The organism is Staphylococcus durrellii (genome assembly GCF_015594545.1).
In the GTDB taxonomy this organism is placed as follows: Bacteria; Bacillota; Bacilli; order Staphylococcales; family Staphylococcaceae; genus Staphylococcus; species Staphylococcus durrellii.
In genome coordinates, this window is the sequence record NZ_JADIIO010000002.1 from 41,922 (window position 1) to 61,327 (window position 19,406).

The following is a 19,406-nucleotide window of genomic DNA, read 5'->3' on the forward strand; positions in this document are numbered from 1 at the left end:
CTAGTAAAGAGCATAAGGGATATGTGCCATCACTTTTAGTGGTGGGTCTGGCGAAGCCAGACATATCAAGGGTTTAAAGATTATTAAAGTGCCATCACTTTTCTTCCTTGTTGCACATAATGTTGCACCTATATCTTGTGTTGTTGCACATGTTGTTGCACCTATATCTTGTGTTGTTGCACACACTGTGCAACGCCTTGTTTTATCAATTTCTAATTCTATTATTCTGTGAATTGTTTTGTATCTTCATATTTACTCTCTAATAATTTGATTGTTTCTTCTTCCTCTGTTATTGATTCTTCTTTATCTTTTATGCTTAATTTTTCTTCCTCAATCTCATCTTTCAAACTACTAATTTTTGAATCAGTAACTTGTTTTTCTGATTTAGTTTGATATGTTTTTTCTTCATCTTTCTTGGAAATATCTTTGTTTAGATTATCAATTTTATCTTCATGTTTTTGTATTTTTTTCTGATTATTTTCTATTGAATTTTTAACTTCTATTTGGTCATTCTCGATAAATTCTAATAGATAATCTTGTTTATTTTTAAGTTCATTATCTTTAGAAATACTCACTTTATTTTCATTTCCTAATAAAACAATATATTTTTCTTTTGCATCACTACTGTTTTTTTCTTTGCCATATATAGTCATTCCTATTACTTCAAATCCATCATGAACATTATAAACTCTGATTGCTTCTTTATTACTTTCTTTAGATATTTCTTTATATTTCAGCTTAGAATCAGGACTATTATTAGGACTGAATTTGTAAGAGTATTCTTCTTCTTCTGTGTTACTCATTAGATCTTTATTTTTATATTCCAATACTACATCTAATGTGTTTTGCTTTTTATTTAATTCCCATTTATTAATTTTTACTGAATTTGAACTAGACCCTAAACTATGAAAACTACCTACTTTTGTATGTGCATCTACTATTCTATCTTGAACAAAAACATTGCTAAATAAAAGAAAAGTAAAACCCATAATCCCTACTAAAATTAAAAAATAATTAATCCAACTACCTTTATTTCTGATACTAAACTTGTCTGTTCTAAACGCATTAAAATACTTTTTTACGCTCTTTAATATGCTCATGTTTTTGCACCTCCTTGTTATTCTCTGCCACCATCTTTAATTTCTTCTTCTCCAATTTGTTTAAATTTTTTAACTTTCCAACCATCTTTTGTTTGAACTAAATCAATTTCTGACACTAAATCTCTTTGTGAATTTAGTGTTCCATCGGGGTCTTGTATAACTTGTTTTAAAGTAGCAAACATTTTATACTCTTTCTTTGCTGGTGAATATTCATCGTTATAGATATTTACATCTTGTATATCAGTTTTATACTTAATTGGTGTTTTTCTTTTATCTCCAAAGTATTTATTAGCTAATTCACTTGTCATTACTTTTTTAGCTTCTTCATATCTTTTCTTATCATTAGTTTTGGGGTCACTTATATATAAAGTATCAATAAAGTCTTTACCTTGTTTTCTCACTTCTTTTTCTTCTTTTTTAACGTTATCTTCATCTAATCTTTCGATTATTTCTTGTTTACTTTTATTACTTTTTTTCAATTGACTATTTGATTGCTGTAATGTTTCGTTTTGTTCTTTTGTTTCTTTGTTACTCATATTAATCATATACATTGCTATTATTCCTAAAGCTATAATTAAAAATGTTACTCCTAGAATTTTGCTAATTGGATTCTTTTTTTGTTTATTTTTATTATTTTTTTTCATATTATTCACCACTTTTTAATAGATAAATGTTAAATCTTTTTTCGGTTTGAACGTTCTTTCTCCATAAGCAAAAGGTTTAATATTATGTTCACTAACTCTTATTTCTCCGTTCTTTTTAACTTCTTCTACAAAAGCTATATGCCCATATACTGTACTTCCAAAATCTTCGGAATTGTAAGGCCATGAAACCATTGCGCCAACTTTTGGCTCTTTACCTGTTTTATAACCTTGTGCTTTTGCTTTTTTAACCCAATCTCCACCATTGCCAAATGTTAGTGTAACTGGTAGCCCTAATTCTTTTCTTCGGTTATATACATACCAAGTACATTCTTTATAATTATAGGTATTAGGTTCAAAGACTTTATGTTTTGTTTTAGGTAATTTACCTCCATTTTTCTTAACAACTTTTTTAAGTTTTTCAATAGATTTACCAGTTGGAACATCACTATCACAGCTGACTTTTGAAGTGCTTTTTTTATCATCTTCTCCTAGTGAATTCATTATTTTTTTAATTGTTGGAGTCCAATTACTATTTAAGTTAGTAGGATCATTTGATACACCTATCGGCGCGTATTTCTTTTGTATTTTCTCTACAGTCGTTAAACCTTTACTGAAATACAAGTCATATAAGTTTTTAGCTGCTGCATCAATTCCATCTTCTATAGAATCAAATTTAAATAACTCTCCACTACCCATCATACCGGCAACATTATTATGTGTTTTAACTGCTTCCGACTTTCCGTAACCTGTTTCATGCGCTACAATTGCCATGAAAATTTTGGGGTCTATTTTATGTTTTTTAGCACTCTTTACCATGTACTCACTTTTGCCCTCTAAAGCGCCACCTTTAGCATTTTTTTCAAAAGTCGCAATACCTGAATCATCTACATCACCGCCAGTTACTTTACAACCTCCACTATTATCAGCTTGTTTTTGTTGTTTCTCTAATTCGTCTGAAATTAATACCGTAACTGCGCCAACTATAGCAGTAACAAGAAGAATGGCTAACAGTGCTGCACCAACTGTTAGCCATACTTTCCACATTGCTATTCCTTTAACTTTTGAAACAGCTTTCAAAACTTTTTTTGCGCCTTTTGCCCCTTTTTTTATGGCATTTTTAGCTGTTCCGTTTTCATTCAATATTAAGCACCTCCACCGAATAAATCATCTTCTTCTTCTGTCATTTCAATATTAAATTTAATGTTTCTTACTCCAGCTATATTTAATATTGTCTGACCTAAACTTAGTTGTGGTATTTGAGCTAATTCTGAATTACTTAACTCACTTGAGAATATTTGACTTAATTTTTCTACATTAGAAGTATCTTGACGCATAATAAATCTATATGTTGTTTGAGAGAACAATGTTTTTACTTTTGCAATGTTCTTTTGTTCTGCGCCCTCTGGAATAAAGTCTTTAATATCTTGTGATGCAAATATAAATCCAGCAAAATATTTTCTATCTTCACGAATGAATTTTTCACATTTATCTACAACTGGCGCATCTGTTTCGGAAGCTGAAATTAAATTATGAGCTTCATCAAATATAAGGCGATATTTTACTGCATCTTCAAATTTTAATTCACGTCTATTAAATGCTTGAAATTGTGGTGTTCCAAAATAAACCATTTCATCAAATAATAAGTTCATAACATTAAACAATTGGGCTTTTTTTACATCATCGCCCATAGCATTTAATTGTCTAATAGAAAAGTTAATAATTGGATATTCTTTGAAATTTTCTATTGTCGTATGTCCATCAAATATTGTTCCGTTACTACTTATAATATCTTCTATCGTTAATTCAATAGCTTCATATTCTTTAACTCTTTCTTTTGATAAATTTGAGTTTACTGTGCGAGTTTCTTTATCTGTATATAAATTTGATTGAATAAATTCAAGGAAATCTGAAAACGTTGGGTATTTTTCAGATGGGAGATTAGTAATACTGGAATTGTCACCTGTTTTCCACAATCCTTTATCTTGATAAAATTTATCTAATAATACTCTGAAAAGCTGTTTATCTTTTACCTCTGCATCTGGATTCATAAGTCCATAAAATGTACTTAATTTTTGCTTATGTTGGTTGAATGAAGTTGATTCATCTACCTCTGAAACTAATTGACCCAAATCATCTTTTGTTTCTTTTACTGATACGGCATGTACATCAAAAGGGTTTATCATTCCGTCTGTTCCATCTAATGATATTGTTTTACCTCCTAAATTTTCTATTAGATTAATAAATTCTCCAGTAGAATCAATTGTTCTAACTCTGTTTCCTTGTATCGCTTCTTCTAACACTATTTTTTTAAGTGTATGTGATTTTCCAGCGCCTTTAGATCCAACTAGTACACCGTCATATGAAGTACGTCTTTTATCCTTATGGAATAAATCTAGTATTATGTTACCTCCTGTATCTGATGTCCCGTAATAAGTCCCTAAAGGGTCATTAGCTGAAACACTGTGAAATGGAACACCAGCAGCTATTGTTGAGGACGGTATATCTTTTGTGACTCTCGGTAACATATCCTTTTGTTGAGTTAAACTCATAGTCAATGATTTTAATTCATATTTTTGTTCGTTCATATAGACAGCACCTTTAAAATCTACTGCGTTTAAAAAACTTGTTATATCTTTTATTTGTTTATCTACATCATCAATTGTCTTACCATTAATAAATATTCTAATTATGCATTCTTTAATAACCTCTCCACCATTACGAATACTTGTTAATAACTCAGATAATTCTTGATACCCCTCTTTTGCTTCACCTCTTGAAACGGCATCTTTATCGTTGTGCATACGGTCTATATACTCTGTTATACCTTTGCTCAAATTACTTTTTATTTCTTGTCTTTGTTTTGTTCTCATATCAATTGAAACAATCGTTTTGTCTAATGTCATAAGTTGCCCTAACCAAAAATCATCTACATCAGTTGGTGTCTCATAAATTGTTATACAAGTTTCATAACCAGTTCCTTTTCTTACATAAAAATCATTTTTGTATGAATAGCCACCTTTGGGCTGTATTTCTTGTAAAAACTCTAAATCAAAATCTTCTATTCTATACTCTGAATCAGTATTTGCACTATTTTTAATATTTCTTCTGCTTTTAAGTTTTTCATATAAACTAGCCATAATATTCCTCCTATTTAATTTCTTCGCTTTGATTATTAAATTTAAATAGTATTTTCTTTTCATTTTCAAATGATAATTTTTTTACTGGAAAACCATTTGCCATTGATCGAGTGAAGATGGACAATTGATGACTTAATTGTTGTGGACTTTCAGCGAACATCATCGCTAAAAATGAACGTTCCATGCGTGATGACTGCTCTAAAAATACTAGTTTTTCAATTTTTTCTTCGAGAAAATGTCTATATACTTTATTTTGTGTTCTATCTAGTTTTCTCAACAAATGATTTCTTTGAGATTCTGTATCTATTGGCATGTTCAAGGCTATTAACTTGTTGTCTTTGTTATATTGTTTGAGCATATTCATGACTACTCCCATATCTTGAATTTGCTCGTTATTATTACGGCTCATAATATCTTTAGGATAGACTTGAACGAATTTCATATAAGTATTATCTCTTAATAGATATAGTGTATCTCCACTGTATCTAATAGGCTTTTTAATAGTAGTATCGTCTATAAATGTTCTTTTTACTCTGTGTTTGGCAAATCCTATTGTATTTTTCTTTTTAGATTTTGTGCTTTTAAATTTTAATTTTTTCATTGTATTTTTTTCTTTTTTCCGTTTAGATGTATCGAATAAATAATTATCTTCTTTCGTATTATCTTCATCGCTTACTTTTTGCTTGAATATAGAATTCGTTGGATTTTTTTCTTTTGAATCTCTTTTTTTATCTGAAAATATAGGGGGAGTATCTTCATTATTATAATTATTTTCAAAATTTAGATTTTGTTTTTCGTAATTACTATCTTCTTTAAATAACGCATTAGAAAAAGCACTATCATTTTTCGATAGTGCTTTCTCTATATCTTCTGATTTTTCATTCTGATTTGTTGAGGACGTCTTTGTAAGTACGTTTTGCTTGAACATTGGCATTAGAATTTTCCTCCTTATATTTTTCTACTAAATACGCTGGTATTTCTTCATAAACATTTCTATCTTTTTTAATAGTTATTAATAATGCTCTATAGTTACGTCTTTTAGGATTAGTAGCAAAAGGTCTAACTACAAGAATAATGGCATATGCAATGCCAAATATCCACGCAAACCCTGTATATTCAGGTGGTATGATGGCCATGGCGTACAATATATAAATTAAACCTAATACTAAAAGTATTACTGCAAGGTCTTTCATATAAAGAAATTTGAATAGTTTTGCTTCTACATTAGTATTTTCAGGTATTTTATTTTCCATTGTCAGTTATACCCCCTATCGTTTTGTAGATTTGAATTTATTGGTGTTAGAATTTCCTTTTGGTACAGGTTTTGGTTGGTTAGTAGATTTTCGTGGAGAACTATTCACTACATTTGATTGCTTAGCTTCTTTAGGAATATTAGTTCTCGGACTGTAATTAGCACCGTTCTGTGATGATTGTGGTGTTTTACTATATTGACCATTGCTTGATGCTGATTGTGATTGTGGTGCTTTACTATATTGACCGTTGCTTGATGTTGGTTGTGATTGTGGCGCTTTACTATATTGGCCGTTGCTTGATGCTGATTGTGATTGTGGTGCTTTACTATATTGACCGTTGCTTGATGTTGATTGTGATTGTGGCGCTTTACTATATTGACCGTTGCTTGATGTTGCATTTTTAGGTTGATTATATCCTGTACCACCACTACTAGAATTAGAAAATGCATTTGTTTTACCACCACTTACAGTATCATTATTTGTTTTGTGATTGATTACTGCTTCTTTTCCTCCAGCATTGCCATTTGAATTATAATTGTTTGTTCCATTCTTATCATTCATTGCATTTTCAACGTTTTGTGGACTTAATATACTGCCCTCTGGTTTATTTCCCCACAATTGACTATGTTGATCTCCACCACTCACTGTTTGAGACTGTTCTGAATGTGTTTTTTCAGTTTCTAAATCATTTGTATTTGATGTACTGTAATATCCCTCGTTTCCATTTGCTGTTTCTGTACCGTTACTACTTTCTGTATTAACGTTTTCTTGCCCCGTATTATAGGATTGTTCTGATGTTTTATTTTCATTGTTACTAGCAACATTTGTATTGTTATTAGTTGCACTCATAGCGTTACCATTTTTTTGAGAAGCATTACTTTTCTCTGATTTACTTGAATTACTATTATTGCTATTAGTAGACTTTTCATTATTATTTGTTGCTGTTTCATTATTGTTACTAGATGATTTAGTTAATTTATCTGTTAAAGGTGATGCAGCGTTACCTCCAGCTTTTGATATTGTTTGATTTGCTGATTTAATTGCAGATGTTCCACCTTTGATTAAACCGTATGTTGTTAATGCTGTTCTGAAAGGTGCAGACAGACCAGAATCATAGCCAAATTTACGCTCAATCATCTTCGGCCCATCTATCATGAATTTACAACCAGCAATCATACCTATAATATATAAAGCCATGTTTTTATTCATAATAAACGCAACTAATTCTTTAAAGATAAACATACAAATAAAAACAAATACTATTGCGACTAAACCGTTGAGTATATCAACAATAGTAGATTTCAATTTATCGCCTTGTAATGTTGAAGCACCAAAGAAAGCAATGAATAGTCCTACTATCGTTTCTAGAATGATACTTGCAACTGCAAATCCTCCAAAGAAATAACCAATACCAGCACAAATAAGTCCTAGGTTTCCTTTAAACCAGTGTAGAGAGTATCTATAATACTCTTTATCCCCGATTCCCCAAAAACCACCATCTAGTTTTTCTACCTTAGATTTTCCACCAGCTTCCATAGATATTTTACTTTCTGACATTTTTTTACCTAATTCAGTTTCACCTTTACCTGCTTCAATTGTTTCGTTAATATCTATATAATTAACAGTGGAATTTTTTAGAGTATTATAAGTGCCGTCTGTATCATTGTTTGTAGGTTTTACCCAGTTTTTTTCTTTATCCATATATTTCAAATCAATCACACTAGCTTTTAATATATCAGTACCGACTTTATCTCCACTTTTTGAATCTTCACTCCCACCTTGACCATCTACTGAATAATTAACAACATCTTCACTAGCTTGTTCTGTAATGTCTGTAGCTTGTTTTGTGGTAGTTGATAAAGTAGTTAAAAATATAATCGCTATTATAAGTGTGGTAAATTTCTCGAAATTATTTACTCTCGAACCTAATATCATTTTGGTTCCTAAATAAAGTAATGTAAGTGCAAATAATGCCATAAACACTGGCTGAGCATCTTTTAGAAATTGAATCACATTCCCTTGATCTATCAAGCCAAATAGTGTTAATGCTTGTAAACCAGCGTCTGACATCCAGTCTGTAAATTTCACTAAAAAACGCATTATAGCCCAATCAATACTTCGAATCATGTCATTGAATGGGCCAGCAATTTGTAGATGGTCGTCATATTCTTTTAACTTTTTTAATAACTTATCATCACTTATTGCTAAAAGTGGCATAAAAAAAGAAAAGTTAGTCATCTTTTCCCTCCTTTCTATTTATTTAAAAACTTCATTAAATCCTTTTCTGCAACTTCTTTATCTTCAATATCTGTGTCTGTTGTAAAACTAAATACATTTTTGTCTTTTATAGTTTTACCGTTATTTGTTTTCATAATTCCGTCTTTCTCATTAGGGTATTTACTGGTAAATTCTTTTTGGTAATAATCAGATGTAGTTATATCATCATTTAATTCTACATAATAAATTTTATGGTCTTGTGATGCGTTTTTTAATTGCTCATTTTCTGCTTCAAAATTTTCCCCATCTTTATCAATAAAGGCTAAATATTCATTTTGTGAATTATTCAACTTTTTTTCAGCATCTTCAAATGATATTTTTTCTAATCCTTTTTGGCCACAGCCTACTAAAACTAAGGTTAAAGTTAAAAGCGTTATTAAAGCTAAGGTTGATTTTTTCATTTCTTAAACACCCTTCTGTTTTTTACTTTCAATCAATTCAATAAATTTATTGTATTTATTTTCGTCTATATTTCCATCTTCAAATGATTTTTTAATTCCATTACGAATTTCAGCTTTTGTTAATTTTTCAATCGGCTTCTTGAATGAATCAAAATCAACAATACCTCTTAATCGTCTTATAACTATTTCAAAACTTCTTTCTCCTACACTTTTAGAATAAAAAGGCTCTGCTTTAATAATGTTTGCAGAAGAAGAATTATTATTTTTATATTGCTCTATATCATTTGTATTTGTTGGTTTAATAACACTTTGACTTTCATTTTCATCTTGCTTACTTTCATTGTTATTGTATTGATCTTGCATTTTATCTATTTTAGTTTGCCAATCGACTAAAGTATTTTTTAAATTTAAATCTCTATGTTCACATAACTCTTTAAATCTACCTTTATAATGAATAATACTTCTATTGGTATCTAAAATTTTATCTATAAATTCATATCTATATTTCATTGAATATTTACCATAATTAAAAATAGGATATGGCGTTACTTTCTTTCTATTTTTATCTTGTCTTTTGAGATTTCTTACAACAACGGATTCACCCTCACGTAATCTCGCTAATTCATCAGGTCTAAGTAAAGCACGTTCAATTCCATCTTCTGTAAAGTTTGTTTCTAATTTACCAGCTTGACCTGAACGATTTGTTTTTACAACTTGCTCACTACCTATCATCTTACTAAAAGTTTCTAACGTGTCTTGTTGAGTTGCCATAATATATACTTTGTTTTGACATGCGTCCATAATCGCATCATAGGCATCACCGTAAGTGTCTTTAATTTGTGAAAATGCTTGTACAAAGAAGTTAAAACGAATACCTCTACCAAGCATCACATTAACTTTTTGAGATAAATTAGGTATCATTGGCATTTGTCCTGTTTCATCTAAATGAAATACTACTCGTCGATGCGTTTTTTGATGCTCTGTATAAAGTTGCGCATTTTTGGCAAGTTGGAATACAACTTGATTAACTAAAATTGAAGCAATACCATGATTAGCGCTATTATAATCAGGTACAACCATAAATACAGCAATTGGTTTTTCAAAACTATTAAATTTTCTAATACGAATATCAGGATTATTATTATTTGTTTGATTTTTAAAGGTTATATTACCTTTTTTATCTTTATATTTTACATATAAATAAGTTATTAATTCTTCTCCATTAACAAGTTGTTTTAATTCAACTCTGTCATTCTCATATAGAATGTTTTCAAAAGGATATTGCCAATAACCATATTCATTAACATGAGCAACAATGCCCTCGACCTCTTTATAACTGTCTTTATGTTCATCATATTTCTGAATTCCAATTTCAAAACTACTATCAAGCTTTGCATATCCATCTAAAATATTAGGAAAACCAATCTTATTAATATCCATAGATGTATGACTTGTTAGTTTAGCTATTGTGTCTGTCGTAAACGGTTGTAACGCTTTTAATGCAGTACCTATAATTGAAGAACGCATTTTATCTGGTGCTGCTTCAACCGTTGCATATTGCGTTTTAGCTGGGTCATCTGAAGAAAATTGATTCATATATTCATCTAAAGCTGAAACTTCAATAACCTTTATTTGTCCTCCAATTTTTATACCTTTATAAAAAGTTTTTGTACTTAATGTTTGTAACATATTTGAAACACTGTACAGTGTTACTTTTTCAGGTTGTTTTGGTAAGCACTCACTACACAATGCTAAAATCATAGCGTTAATTAAAGCTGCTGACATTACATTCCATTCATTATCCTCTACGCCCTCATTGTTGGTTAAAGTGTGAGTAACTTGTTTCGTCATTTCCTGTGCTTCTCCTAAATCTCCTTTAATGTATTCATCTATAACAAGTTGTAACACATTAAAAGACATTGTTGATTCCATAGGTTGATCTAAATTAAAAACTTCCCAATGATAGCCACGTTTTTCTAAAGTTTGGATTGATGCTGATACTAGCTCTCCTTTCATATCATTAACTAATAATGATGGCTGGTGAGAAGAACGAGTATAATTTTCAATCATAGGTAAAACATACAGCTCACCTTTACCCGAACGAGAAGTACCAGCAAATATATTATTTACTGCCGATTCATCAATGAATGTAAAATTTTCTCTTTTGAAAAGACTACCTATTAATTCACTTCTCAAATCTTTTCTTATTTCTTGAATATCAGTTTTCTTATTTTCATTAGGAATCGTTTCATCTTCATATATTCTTTCTTTTGCTGATTTCAATTGATCTCTATAACTATCAAATTTAACTCCCCAACCAAACGTTTTAAACATAGCAACTGGTAAACCACCTTCGCCCTCAAAAGTTTTTTCTTTTTGAGGTATGGCTTTATATTGCTTCATAATTTCGTGTCGTGTAGTCCAGCGACCTGATGCTTGTTCAGAGTTATCTAATTTTTTGAATTTTTGACGTATTTTATATATCTGTTTAGCCCATAAGCCGACAATAATGAGATAAAAAGGTACATAAAATAAGATTGATATAGTATTATTCTTAAAGAAATAACTACTTAACTCACCATTCATGTCCTTTATATTTTCAAATACAGATTGTCCGTTACTAAATAACTCTAGAAAATAATTAATTACAAAGTTTGCAATTAAATGAGCCACTATAAAGCCCACCACAAGAAATATGATTAGTGCTACTGGGTGGGCTAAATAGTGCTTATTTTGAGAAAAAGACCACCAATTTTTTTGGTGGCCAGCTTTTCTATAATTATTACTCATGTTAATACTCCTTTCTTTATTTGCTTAATAGCACATTTATTAAAATGGTAATGGTTTATCTTGGAAACCTTCTGCTTTTTCTTTATCCTCATTATTTTGAGGATTATTATTAAATACTTCACTGACATCTTGCTTAATTTCTTTTGCACCATCATTGGTATGATTTTCTATTTCCTTATTATCCTCTTTCGATTTCGGGGAAAGATACTTGATACTATCAGCAACTATGTTTTCAAAATATTGATAGCTTCCATCGTCTTTCTTTCTTCTATTGGTATTAATATAGCCTGATATGTGTAATAACTCGCCTTTGTTATTGTATTTAACAAGGTTTTTAGCTCGTTCTCCGAATACTGTAATTGTTGGATAATCAGTATTCCCTTTATATCTTTCAACTGCTAGTTTGAATGTACAGCGAGCTAAATCATTATCATCAACTGTATATTCAAGGTCATGTGCTATTCTTCCTAATAGAAATACATTATTAATCATATTACTCCCCCCTATTCATTTTCATTTCTTAATTCTTTAATTTCACTTTCAAGCTTTTCTATATCTTCTTTTAGTTCATCTGCTTCTTTGTCTTTCTTGTCTTTGTCTTTAATTTTGTCATATTCTTTTTCTTTTTTGTCTAACTGTTTTTCCTTGCTTGATGCAATTTCTGACTCTTTATTTTGAATTAATTGAGTAACTTTATCGCTCTCTATAGTTGAAGAAAGCTTTTTAGCACTATTTAAATCATCAGTTTCAATATATGCTTTAGCTAAATTTATTTTTCTTTTTTCAGTTTTATCAATATCATCTACTAATTTCAGCGCATCTTGATAATTTTTATTTTGAATATACACATCAAAATCACCATTATTAGTTGGATACTGTTCATTAAATTTTTCTAATTGCTTATACTTATCTTTTTCAAATAACAGGTTTTCAACGTACTTAGACCCATTGATTTTTTTAGCTTTTGAAAAATGTTCATTATCTATAAGTAAATTGATATAGATTTTTTTGTCTTTTTTATTTAAATCTTCTTTAGGAATTTTTTCAAAATTGCTTATAGCTTTTTCTTCCTGACCTAGTAATGCTTGTTGATAAATATCTTCTTTAGTTATTTTATCTTCTGACTTACTAGATGTTGGCATTGTACTATATAAATAAACCATGACTAATATCGCTACTAAAACCAGTGCTAAAAAGCCTTTTCCTTTAGGAGATTTCATGAAATTAGTAACGGTTTCTTTATTGATGCCTTTATTTTGCTTTGCATTCATATATGAAGTATTTGGCGTATATTGAATTTTTTTCTTTTGATTTTGCTTTTGTGTTTTGAAATTTTCTTCTGCTGATTTTTTGTAATATTTAGCTTCATCATCAAGTTGTTTTAATATCGTTTGCTTAATACGTTTCATATCTTTATCTTGTGTTTCTATTTCACTTAATACTGTTTTAGCATGTCTATATATATTTACATTGTTAGTATTAATTATATAATGAGCTTCTAAAATTTCTTGATTATCTCCATCATCATATAAAACATAATTGAAATCATTTTTAGCATTGGGATATTTTCCATTCTCTAAATCTTCTGTAACTTTAATCATTTCTTGTAATGTAAAGTCGCTTTTATTATTTATTTCATAATCAATAGTTTTGATTTTCAGCAATGTCTTACTCCTTTCTTAGCAAAATAAAAAAGGCTCAATATGAGCCTTTTTCTTATAATGTATTAGATTTACTATTTACGACTTGTTGTAACATTTGTTGATCTAATTGAATTGAACTTACTTTCAATGTATCTTCTGAACTTCTTGCGAAAACTAACGCCCCAGCTGCGATAACAAAACCTATAATTGAGAAAATAAGCGTTGTCTTAGCCCAACGTCTACCCATATCACCAAACATCATTACTGTACCAGCAACTACAAAACATAATGCTAGCAATGGTACTAATACTGGTTGCCAATCTTGAATTAAATTAATTATTGTTTCTTGTAGTCCACTAAACATGCTCTTCACCTCTTAAATTATTTTGGTTATTATTTTGTTTTTCATGGTAAAACTCTAATGCTTTTGAAACAACATCTGTATTGTTTGCTAAATATTCTTGATGTTTGTTATATAACCATTCTTGATAATTTTCATTATTAACTTTCATTATTTGCTGAACTTGTTTTTTTTGTTTACTAGTATCTTGGGCTGTTATTTTTTCTGCCATTAATGGCACCTCCTGTAAATAATAAAAAACCTATTGTCTTGCAATAGGTTTAACGGTCTGTATTTTGTATTCTGTTTAATTTACTTTAATGCTTACGGCATCAGTCAGATTATATTTCATTATAGAATTTGAAAGCATAAAAACTATGCACTTAAATCTTTAAGGCATTTAATCTCGCTAAAATTGTTTTTACGTCTAGCTATTATTCCATAGCGTTCGCTGTATACAGTTTTAGCTTCATACATAATTTCATTTAACGGAATAAAATTACAATTATCTTTTTGTGACGTATTATCTTTTCTTAAAGCACGAACACCTTTAATTTTATATCTTTTACCATTAAACGTTCTAACTTCATCAGCGTATAATACAAAACCTTTAAAATTTAGTGTGTCATATTTTTTATAAGCTATTCTATTCATGATTATATTCCTCCCTAAAACCAAATTATTTTATTTATAAAATAATTAAAATGCTTTAATTAAAATGCTCTGCTTTATGTGATAATATAATCATACGTCAAGATAATTAATGATTAGGCTTGTCGGCACTTTTCACCGCCCTAATCTTGCAGTTCTTTCGGCTTCCTGCTGGCGTCACCAGTCTTTTATATATTACTCACGATTCTTTGGAACTTCCCCTCTCGATTTCCAATATAAAAGGTTTTGAATAGGTTGAATTTAAATTCTATAATGAAATACACAGGTTCAGGATTACCCGTTTAACCGATAGCCGTATACCCAACCTAAATGGTATTTCTCTCATTTAGAGGCACGCATATGAATAAGTCAATGTTCAAACTTAAACAGAAACATTTAAGTTATTTTAATTATACCACTATTGTATAAGCAAATCAAGGAGTTGTAGTAATTTTGAGAAATCAAATGGTGTTCCGTATTCAACCTGAATTAAAAAGAAAAATAGCTCATACTAGTATAGAGCAAAATATAAACATGTCTGATTTAGTGAATAACATAATTCAAGATACAGACTTAAATAACTTAAATTTAGAGGAATTAAGTAATCAACCTAAACTAAGTAAAAAAAATGTTCAAGTTGCTTATCAAATTGAAGATATAAACAGAAAGAAGTTTCTAAATATAATTAACAACGATCAATTTAATATAACTAATTCACAATTGATGAATAGTCTTTTAGAATACTATTTTAAAAAGTAACTAATAGTATAAAAAATGTATGTTTTAAATTTACCACAGTGAAAGTTAATTTCAATGCTTTTTAGCGAATTTTACAAAAAATTGAGCTAGACTAGATTTATTACATTATAAAAGATTAAAATATCTTAATTCGCCTAACTAAAATGTTAGGCTTTTTTAATCACTGATACTAACAAATAACATAAACGCTAAAATAAAAATTGCGAGGATAATACTAGAAAAAACAAAAATGCTTATTAAGACTAATATATAACCTAATGATAAGCCTAATATGTCTTTAGTCCATGACCATGACGTAATCATTTTGAATAGAGTAAAAACTACACTTATTATAAATATGCTTCCACATACGACCCAACAAGCTAGATCATTAATATTTGAAACCAATAGAATGCCCGATATTGTTATAATCAAGATCATATATTTAGGCTGAATATTATTTAATCTTTCTGTCATACTATCCCCCCTTTCTTAATTAACGAAAATTTATCACATATTAAAAATATTGTTATCTGACATATTTTTTCTTCTCATATCAGCAGAATGTAATTCTTCAAGTAAAGTTAAAATGGTTTGCATTAAATATCCTTGCATTGATTTTACACTTTCAATTTTCCCTTTAACTTCTCTATCGTGAATAGCTTTCTTAAATCTCTTTAATGATTTTAATAATTCATCTTCAATATCTTCTAGCATAAAATGTGATTCTTCATGAGTTGAATTAAATGCTTTTTTTGCTTTAAGAATAGTTTGTTTAATAATATTTAGGTCTGTATAACTATAGTTTAGTAAATAGTTTGTAAGTTGTTGAGGAAATTCTTCTAAGAGTATTTCTTTATCATTATTATCACCAAATAAGTATGAAAAATGATTTGAATGATTTGAATGTGAACTCATATTAGTATTACTGTCTATATCATTCATATCATTCATATCATTAGTTTCAGTATCAATATAATCAGTATTACTTAAATCAGTATCATTAGTGTGCGATTTTCGCATTTCTTGTTGTGCGATTTCAGCATTTCTTGAAATGTGATTTTCGCATTTCTTGAAATGCGATTTTCGCATTTCAGCGTCATGGCTATGCTCAATACTTGTTTCTTCTTGTTGTTTTATTTCATAAACATCTTCTTTAGTAATTGCAGGATTCTTCAAATATAATTTGTTTGGTTTACCTTGACCACATCTTACTTGTTCTAAAAGATCAGCTTTAGATAATTCTTTTTTAATTTTTGTTAATTTGCCATCATGACAATTTAATATATTTTTAAGTTTCTCGTTTGTGAAGATGAAAAATATATCGCCATTTTCATCAAACCAATTATTTTTAATTGATAATTCTAATCTATCTTTTAACAAAGCATAAGCAATTTTTGCATCATTACTTAATTGCATATATTTTTCGTTAGAAAAAAATACTTTCGGTAGTTGGTAAAATTTTTCTCTATATTGTTGTTGGATATTAAATCTTTGTTCAGACATAATAAAAACCTCTTTCCATATTTTAGTTTGGTAAGAGGTAATAAAACGCTTTTATTTAGCTTTACATTTATTTAATGATTTAGGTGCTTGCACTAAGAAGTTATTCATTATATAATACAAGTATCAAATTAATATTAAATAAACGTTTGCAGACGTTTTATTACCTAATTTCTAAGGGCAACTACTTCCAATAGTTGCTCTTTTTTCATTTCTTATAAATTAATAATAACATGTTGCTGTTATTTGTAAAATTTATTTTTGAATCTTCCTACTGTCTTTCCTCGTTATTCTCTTAATTACATTTTAATCTTTTCCACTTGCAAAAAGCATTGCTGTAAATACTATGAAAATCAAAGATACTAACGTTCCTAATAGAATAAAAATTGCAGAAACGATATTCCACATAATAAATAGTGTTTTTTTGACACCACCCCACCAATTCAATTTATCAATAATGAATGTAGCAAGACCCACAAGTAATATAAATGAAAGTACAATAGAAATCATTTCAATGGTTTCTATATTCATATAACCCCCTCCCCTGTTAATACAATATCCATTAAACTACTTATAGTATATACTATAAATGTAAATTACACAAATGTAAATTACACATGTGTTATTTACATTTGTGTAATTTACACATGTGTGATATGATATAACTATATTCAAAAGGAGGGATAGTATTATGACCGAAGTAATATCAATAAATAACTTTAAAGGTGGTGTATCAAAAACATCATCAACTGCTGGAATTGCTTATGTATTATCTGAAATTAAAAAGAAAAAAGTATTAGTTGTTGATTTAGACCCTCAAGCAGATGTAACTGATTTATTATTAAAAACATTTAAAGAAAACAATAATAGTTTATTAAATGAGATAATGAATTCTAATGATATTGAAAGTATTTTAGATGAAAAAGAAGATGAAATACTAGATTTACTTTTAAGAAAATCAACGGATATAAATGAAAATGATTTGTACCATACGTTGAAAGATAGAAAATCTTTGAGCGAATCAATAATAGAATTGAGTAACAATTTATCAATAGTACCATCGGATTTTAATATGATTGGATATCCATATTTATTAGAAGATTTAAAACTCAATAGAATTGATGGTGCAAAATACTTCGATAGTTTCTTGAAAGAAGTAAAGGAAGAATATGATTTTATATTAATAGATACCCCACCTACTTTATCAGATTTTGCTAATAGTGGAATCTATTCATGTGATTATAGTTTGATTGTTGTACAAACACATGTAAGGAGTTTTAATGCAGTTGAAAAGTTAATAAGTCATTTATCTGCTTTTAAAGATTTGCATGGTAATGACTTTGATATAATTGGAGTTTTACCAGTTATGTTTAAAAATCAAGGTAAGATAGATAATTTTATTATAAGACTACTTAAGTACATATATGGAAGATACGTATTTGAAAATAAGGTTATGCAGAGAGAAAGAGTTAAATATTGGGATGCAATAGGTATTCATAATGAAGATATGCATGATAGAGATGTACTTACAATGTATGAAAATATAGCAAATGAATTGCTAGAGAAAATGAGGGATCATAATGGAAAATAAAGAAGAAAGTTTATTAGATAATAAAAACAAAAGAAATAGCAATTACGAAAATACAATGATAGATACTTCTGAAAGATATAGTGTTTTGCCAACTCATAGTTTAAGAGTGAAAGGTATTATTCATAGTAAAGCTGTAGCACTAAAAAAAATAGGTCTATATGATAATTTAAATGACGTTTTGGAAGCAGCTTTAGAGAAATTCATTGAAGATTATTCTGATAGTGAAAAACAAGAAATAAGAGAGCAAGAAAAAGAAGAAAATGAACAAAAGTTAAGACGAGTAAAAAACAAAAAATAATGTGTAACTTACACAAATGTAATTAACACAAAGAAAAAAGCCGTAGGTATTCTTGGCAGACCCTACGACTAAAGCATTTATAAAAATACTTACAACATTAGAATAATTTATAAATGCCTATAAATCAATAGGAGGCGTTTAAAGTGATTGAAAATTACGTTGAATGGTTTTGTGAATTTATCAATGTTCCATATGAAACAAATGAAACATTAGAATTGTGGTTAATTAATAGAATACAAAATAAAAAATTTGAAATAGACTATGTATTCATTTTAGAAAACAACACAAAACAATTATCGCTATTTGACTATGATATTGCAATATAAAATCAAATGTAATTAACACATGTGTAACTTACATTTGTGTAAAAGGAGTGTTTAATAATGCAAGAAAACTCATTTGAATTTGCTACAGCTAAACAATATAAACTTGCTATATCTGTTAAAGAAAGAATAATCTGTGATATTGAAAATATGAAAGATATAAATAAGATCAATCAGTTAGCAAATACAAATTTTGATAAAGAAGAATTACAATATTTCTTTAAAGAAAAAAATGATTTTAAATATTTTATAAATCAGAATAACATTAGTACAAATAGTATTATTGTATCTGCAATGATGAAGTTAAAAAGAAATTAATATGAATGATAAATATAAAGGGTGATTACAAATGGATATAGATTTTAGTTTAGTCTTACAAGTTGTATTGTTTATTATAACTATAGGTTTGTTAGGTTGTTATATATACAGTATGTTTATACTTAAACGAACAAATATAATAATGTTTTTAATACTTGTAATTTTATTGGTACTTCAAATAGTGATTTATTAGTTTTTATTCATAAAGGAGATGACGTTAATGCCAATTTTAATTATAATCCTATTTTTTATAATTTTGATTTGGTTGGTTTTAAATACACTAATAACATATGTACAAGGTGATAAACAAAATGGACATTTTCTTTTATTTTGGACTATTATGATTCCTTGTTTATTTGGCTTATTAGTTTATTTGATTCATATTTAAATAAACAATAC

22 protein-coding genes are annotated in these 19,406 nt (G+C 28.5%); 5 read left to right on the plus strand and 17 right to left on the minus strand.

Going from position 1 to position 19,406, the window contains the following annotated elements; all coding sequences use genetic code 11:
• From ISP02_RS12640 to ISP02_RS12710, 15 genes are all read right to left on the minus strand, one after another.
• A complete protein-coding gene (locus tag ISP02_RS12640; protein WP_195721923.1) occupies positions 1 to 186 on the minus strand; it encodes a hypothetical protein in 186 nt (61 codons plus the stop codon).
• A 35-nt stretch (positions 187 to 221) separates the two neighbouring features.
• Entirely contained in the window at positions 222 to 1,100 is an 879-nt protein-coding gene (locus tag ISP02_RS12645) for a hypothetical protein (RefSeq protein ID WP_195721924.1), read from the minus strand.
• A 17-nt stretch (positions 1,101 to 1,117) separates the two neighbouring features.
• A complete protein-coding gene (locus ISP02_RS12650) occupies positions 1,118 to 1,744 on the minus strand; it encodes a hypothetical protein (RefSeq protein ID WP_195721925.1) in 627 nt (208 codons plus the stop codon).
• A 15-nt stretch (positions 1,745 to 1,759) separates the two neighbouring features.
• Positions 1,760 to 2,884, minus strand: coding sequence for a CHAP domain-containing protein (locus ISP02_RS12655; protein WP_235980556.1), 1,125 nt, complete (start codon positions 2,882 to 2,884; stop codon positions 1,760 to 1,762).
• A 2-nt stretch (positions 2,885 to 2,886) separates the two neighbouring features.
• A complete protein-coding gene (locus ISP02_RS12660; RefSeq protein ID WP_195721926.1) occupies positions 2,887 to 4,881 on the minus strand; it encodes a VirB4 family type IV secretion system protein in 1,995 nt (664 codons plus the stop codon).
• Between the two features lie 10 nt (positions 4,882 to 4,891).
• Positions 4,892 to 5,815 (minus strand): hypothetical protein, encoded by a 924-nt coding sequence (locus ISP02_RS12665; RefSeq protein WP_235980558.1) that lies wholly within the window; start codon positions 5,813 to 5,815, stop codon positions 4,892 to 4,894.
• Complete coding sequence (locus ISP02_RS12670; RefSeq protein ID WP_195721927.1) at positions 5,760 to 6,134, minus strand: DUF5592 family protein; 375 nt, start codon at positions 6,132 to 6,134, stop codon at positions 5,760 to 5,762. Before ISP02_RS12670 ends, ISP02_RS12665 begins: the two co-directional genes overlap by 56 nt.
• Before the next feature lie 15 nt (positions 6,135 to 6,149).
• Complete coding sequence (locus ISP02_RS12675; RefSeq protein ID WP_195721928.1) at positions 6,150 to 8,372, minus strand: pLS20_p028 family conjugation system transmembrane protein; 2,223 nt, start codon at positions 8,370 to 8,372, stop codon at positions 6,150 to 6,152.
• Between the two features lie 14 nt (positions 8,373 to 8,386).
• The gene (locus ISP02_RS12680) at positions 8,387 to 8,812 is read right to left on the minus strand and encodes a hypothetical protein (RefSeq protein WP_195721929.1); all 426 of its coding nucleotides are present in this window, start codon (positions 8,810 to 8,812) and stop codon (positions 8,387 to 8,389) included.
• Between the two features lie 3 nt (positions 8,813 to 8,815).
• The gene (locus ISP02_RS12685) at positions 8,816 to 11,602 is read right to left on the minus strand and encodes a VirD4-like conjugal transfer protein, CD1115 family (protein ID WP_195721930.1); all 2,787 of its coding nucleotides are present in this window, start codon (positions 11,600 to 11,602) and stop codon (positions 8,816 to 8,818) included.
• A 39-nt stretch (positions 11,603 to 11,641) separates the two neighbouring features.
• Entirely contained in the window at positions 11,642 to 12,094 is a 453-nt protein-coding gene (locus ISP02_RS12690) for a single-stranded DNA-binding protein (protein ID WP_195721931.1), read from the minus strand.
• Positions 12,095 to 12,105: 11 nt separating this feature from the next.
• On the minus strand, positions 12,106 to 13,266 hold the full coding sequence (locus ISP02_RS12695) for a hypothetical protein (RefSeq protein WP_195721932.1): 1,161 nt from the start codon (positions 13,264 to 13,266) through the stop codon (positions 12,106 to 12,108).
• 52 nt (positions 13,267 to 13,318) lie between these two features.
• Entirely contained in the window at positions 13,319 to 13,609 is a 291-nt protein-coding gene (locus ISP02_RS12700) for a hypothetical protein (RefSeq protein ID WP_195721933.1), read from the minus strand.
• A complete protein-coding gene (locus tag ISP02_RS12705) occupies positions 13,602 to 13,817 on the minus strand; it encodes a hypothetical protein (protein WP_195721934.1) in 216 nt (71 codons plus the stop codon). The genes ISP02_RS12700 and ISP02_RS12705 overlap by 8 nt, the downstream gene beginning before the upstream one ends.
• A 143-nt stretch (positions 13,818 to 13,960) precedes the next feature.
• Positions 13,961 to 14,239 carry a hypothetical protein gene (locus ISP02_RS12710; protein ID WP_195721935.1) on the minus strand — a complete coding sequence of 93 codons (279 nt, stop codon included), beginning with the start codon at positions 14,237 to 14,239 and terminating at the stop codon, positions 13,961 to 13,963.
• Positions 14,240 to 14,689: 450 nt separating this feature from the next.
• Here ISP02_RS12710 and ISP02_RS12715 point away from each other — a divergent pair, with 450 nt between their 5' ends.
• Positions 14,690 to 14,995: a hypothetical protein gene (locus ISP02_RS12715; RefSeq protein WP_195721936.1), complete on the plus strand. Its 306-nt coding sequence runs from the start codon at positions 14,690 to 14,692 to the stop codon at positions 14,993 to 14,995.
• Between the two features lie 489 nt (positions 14,996 to 15,484).
• Here ISP02_RS12715 and ISP02_RS12720 read toward each other — a convergent pair whose 3' ends face one another.
• On the minus strand, positions 15,485 to 16,480 hold the full coding sequence (locus tag ISP02_RS12720; protein ID WP_195721937.1) for a replication initiator protein A: 996 nt from the start codon (positions 16,478 to 16,480) through the stop codon (positions 15,485 to 15,487).
• Between the two features lie 303 nt (positions 16,481 to 16,783).
• Positions 16,784 to 17,008, minus strand: a complete 225-nt coding sequence (locus ISP02_RS12725; RefSeq protein WP_069855765.1) for a hypothetical protein — start codon at positions 17,006 to 17,008, stop codon at positions 16,784 to 16,786.
• A 160-nt stretch (positions 17,009 to 17,168) separates the two neighbouring features.
• On the opposite strand from ISP02_RS12725, the gene ISP02_RS12730 reads away from it, so the two are divergent.
• From ISP02_RS12730 to ISP02_RS12745, 4 genes are all read left to right on the plus strand, one after another.
• Entirely contained in the window at positions 17,169 to 18,068 is a 900-nt protein-coding gene (locus tag ISP02_RS12730; RefSeq protein WP_195721938.1) for a ParA family protein, read from the plus strand.
• Complete coding sequence (locus ISP02_RS12735; protein WP_195721939.1) at positions 18,058 to 18,366, plus strand: hypothetical protein; 309 nt, start codon at positions 18,058 to 18,060, stop codon at positions 18,364 to 18,366. Before ISP02_RS12730 ends, ISP02_RS12735 begins: the two co-directional genes overlap by 11 nt.
• A 143-nt stretch (positions 18,367 to 18,509) precedes the next feature.
• Positions 18,510 to 18,692, plus strand: a complete 183-nt coding sequence (locus ISP02_RS12740; protein ID WP_195721940.1) for a hypothetical protein — start codon at positions 18,510 to 18,512, stop codon at positions 18,690 to 18,692.
• Positions 18,693 to 18,749: 57 nt separating this feature from the next.
• Positions 18,750 to 19,007, plus strand: a complete 258-nt coding sequence (locus ISP02_RS12745) for a hypothetical protein (protein WP_195721941.1) — start codon at positions 18,750 to 18,752, stop codon at positions 19,005 to 19,007.
• Positions 19,008 to 19,406: the final 399 nt, after the last annotated feature.

Excerpts from the sequence above, each read along its gene's own strand:
- ISP02_RS12665 (WP_235980558.1), bottom strand. The coding sequence starts at position 5,815 with ATGCCAATGTTCAAGCAAAACGTACTTACAAAGACGTCCTCAACAAAT.
- ISP02_RS12745 (WP_195721941.1), top strand. The coding sequence starts at position 18,750 with ATGCAAGAAAACTCATTTGAATTTGCTACAGCTAAACAATATAAACTT.
- ISP02_RS12735 (WP_195721939.1), top strand. The coding sequence starts at position 18,058 with ATGGAAAATAAAGAAGAAAGTTTATTAGATAATAAAAACAAAAGAAAT.
- ISP02_RS12725 (WP_069855765.1), bottom strand. The coding sequence starts at position 17,008 with ATGAATATAGAAACCATTGAAATGATTTCTATTGTACTTTCATTTATA.
- ISP02_RS12660 (WP_195721926.1), bottom strand. The coding sequence starts at position 4,881 with ATGGCTAGTTTATATGAAAAACTTAAAAGCAGAAGAAATATTAAAAAT.
- ISP02_RS12670 (WP_195721927.1), bottom strand. The coding sequence starts at position 6,134 with ATGGAAAATAAAATACCTGAAAATACTAATGTAGAAGCAAAACTATTC.
- ISP02_RS12685 (WP_195721930.1), bottom strand. The coding sequence starts at position 11,602 with ATGAGTAATAATTATAGAAAAGCTGGCCACCAAAAAAATTGGTGGTCT.
- ISP02_RS12710 (WP_195721935.1), bottom strand. The coding sequence starts at position 14,239 with ATGAATAGAATAGCTTATAAAAAATATGACACACTAAATTTTAAAGGT.
- ISP02_RS12645 (WP_195721924.1), bottom strand. The coding sequence starts at position 1,100 with ATGAGCATATTAAAGAGCGTAAAAAAGTATTTTAATGCGTTTAGAACA.
- ISP02_RS12705 (WP_195721934.1), bottom strand. The coding sequence starts at position 13,817 with ATGGCAGAAAAAATAACAGCCCAAGATACTAGTAAACAAAAAAAACAA.
- ISP02_RS12700 (WP_195721933.1), bottom strand. The coding sequence starts at position 13,609 with ATGTTTAGTGGACTACAAGAAACAATAATTAATTTAATTCAAGATTGG.
- ISP02_RS12720 (WP_195721937.1), bottom strand. The coding sequence starts at position 16,480 with ATGTCTGAACAAAGATTTAATATCCAACAACAATATAGAGAAAAATTT.
- ISP02_RS12675 (WP_195721928.1), bottom strand. The coding sequence starts at position 8,372 with ATGACTAACTTTTCTTTTTTTATGCCACTTTTAGCAATAAGTGATGAT.
- ISP02_RS12690 (WP_195721931.1), bottom strand. The coding sequence starts at position 12,094 with ATGATTAATAATGTATTTCTATTAGGAAGAATAGCACATGACCTTGAA.
- ISP02_RS12680 (WP_195721929.1), bottom strand. The coding sequence starts at position 8,812 with ATGAAAAAATCAACCTTAGCTTTAATAACGCTTTTAACTTTAACCTTA.
- ISP02_RS12730 (WP_195721938.1), top strand. The coding sequence starts at position 17,169 with ATGACCGAAGTAATATCAATAAATAACTTTAAAGGTGGTGTATCAAAA.
- ISP02_RS12650 (WP_195721925.1), bottom strand. The coding sequence starts at position 1,744 with ATGAAAAAAAATAATAAAAATAAACAAAAAAAGAATCCAATTAGCAAA.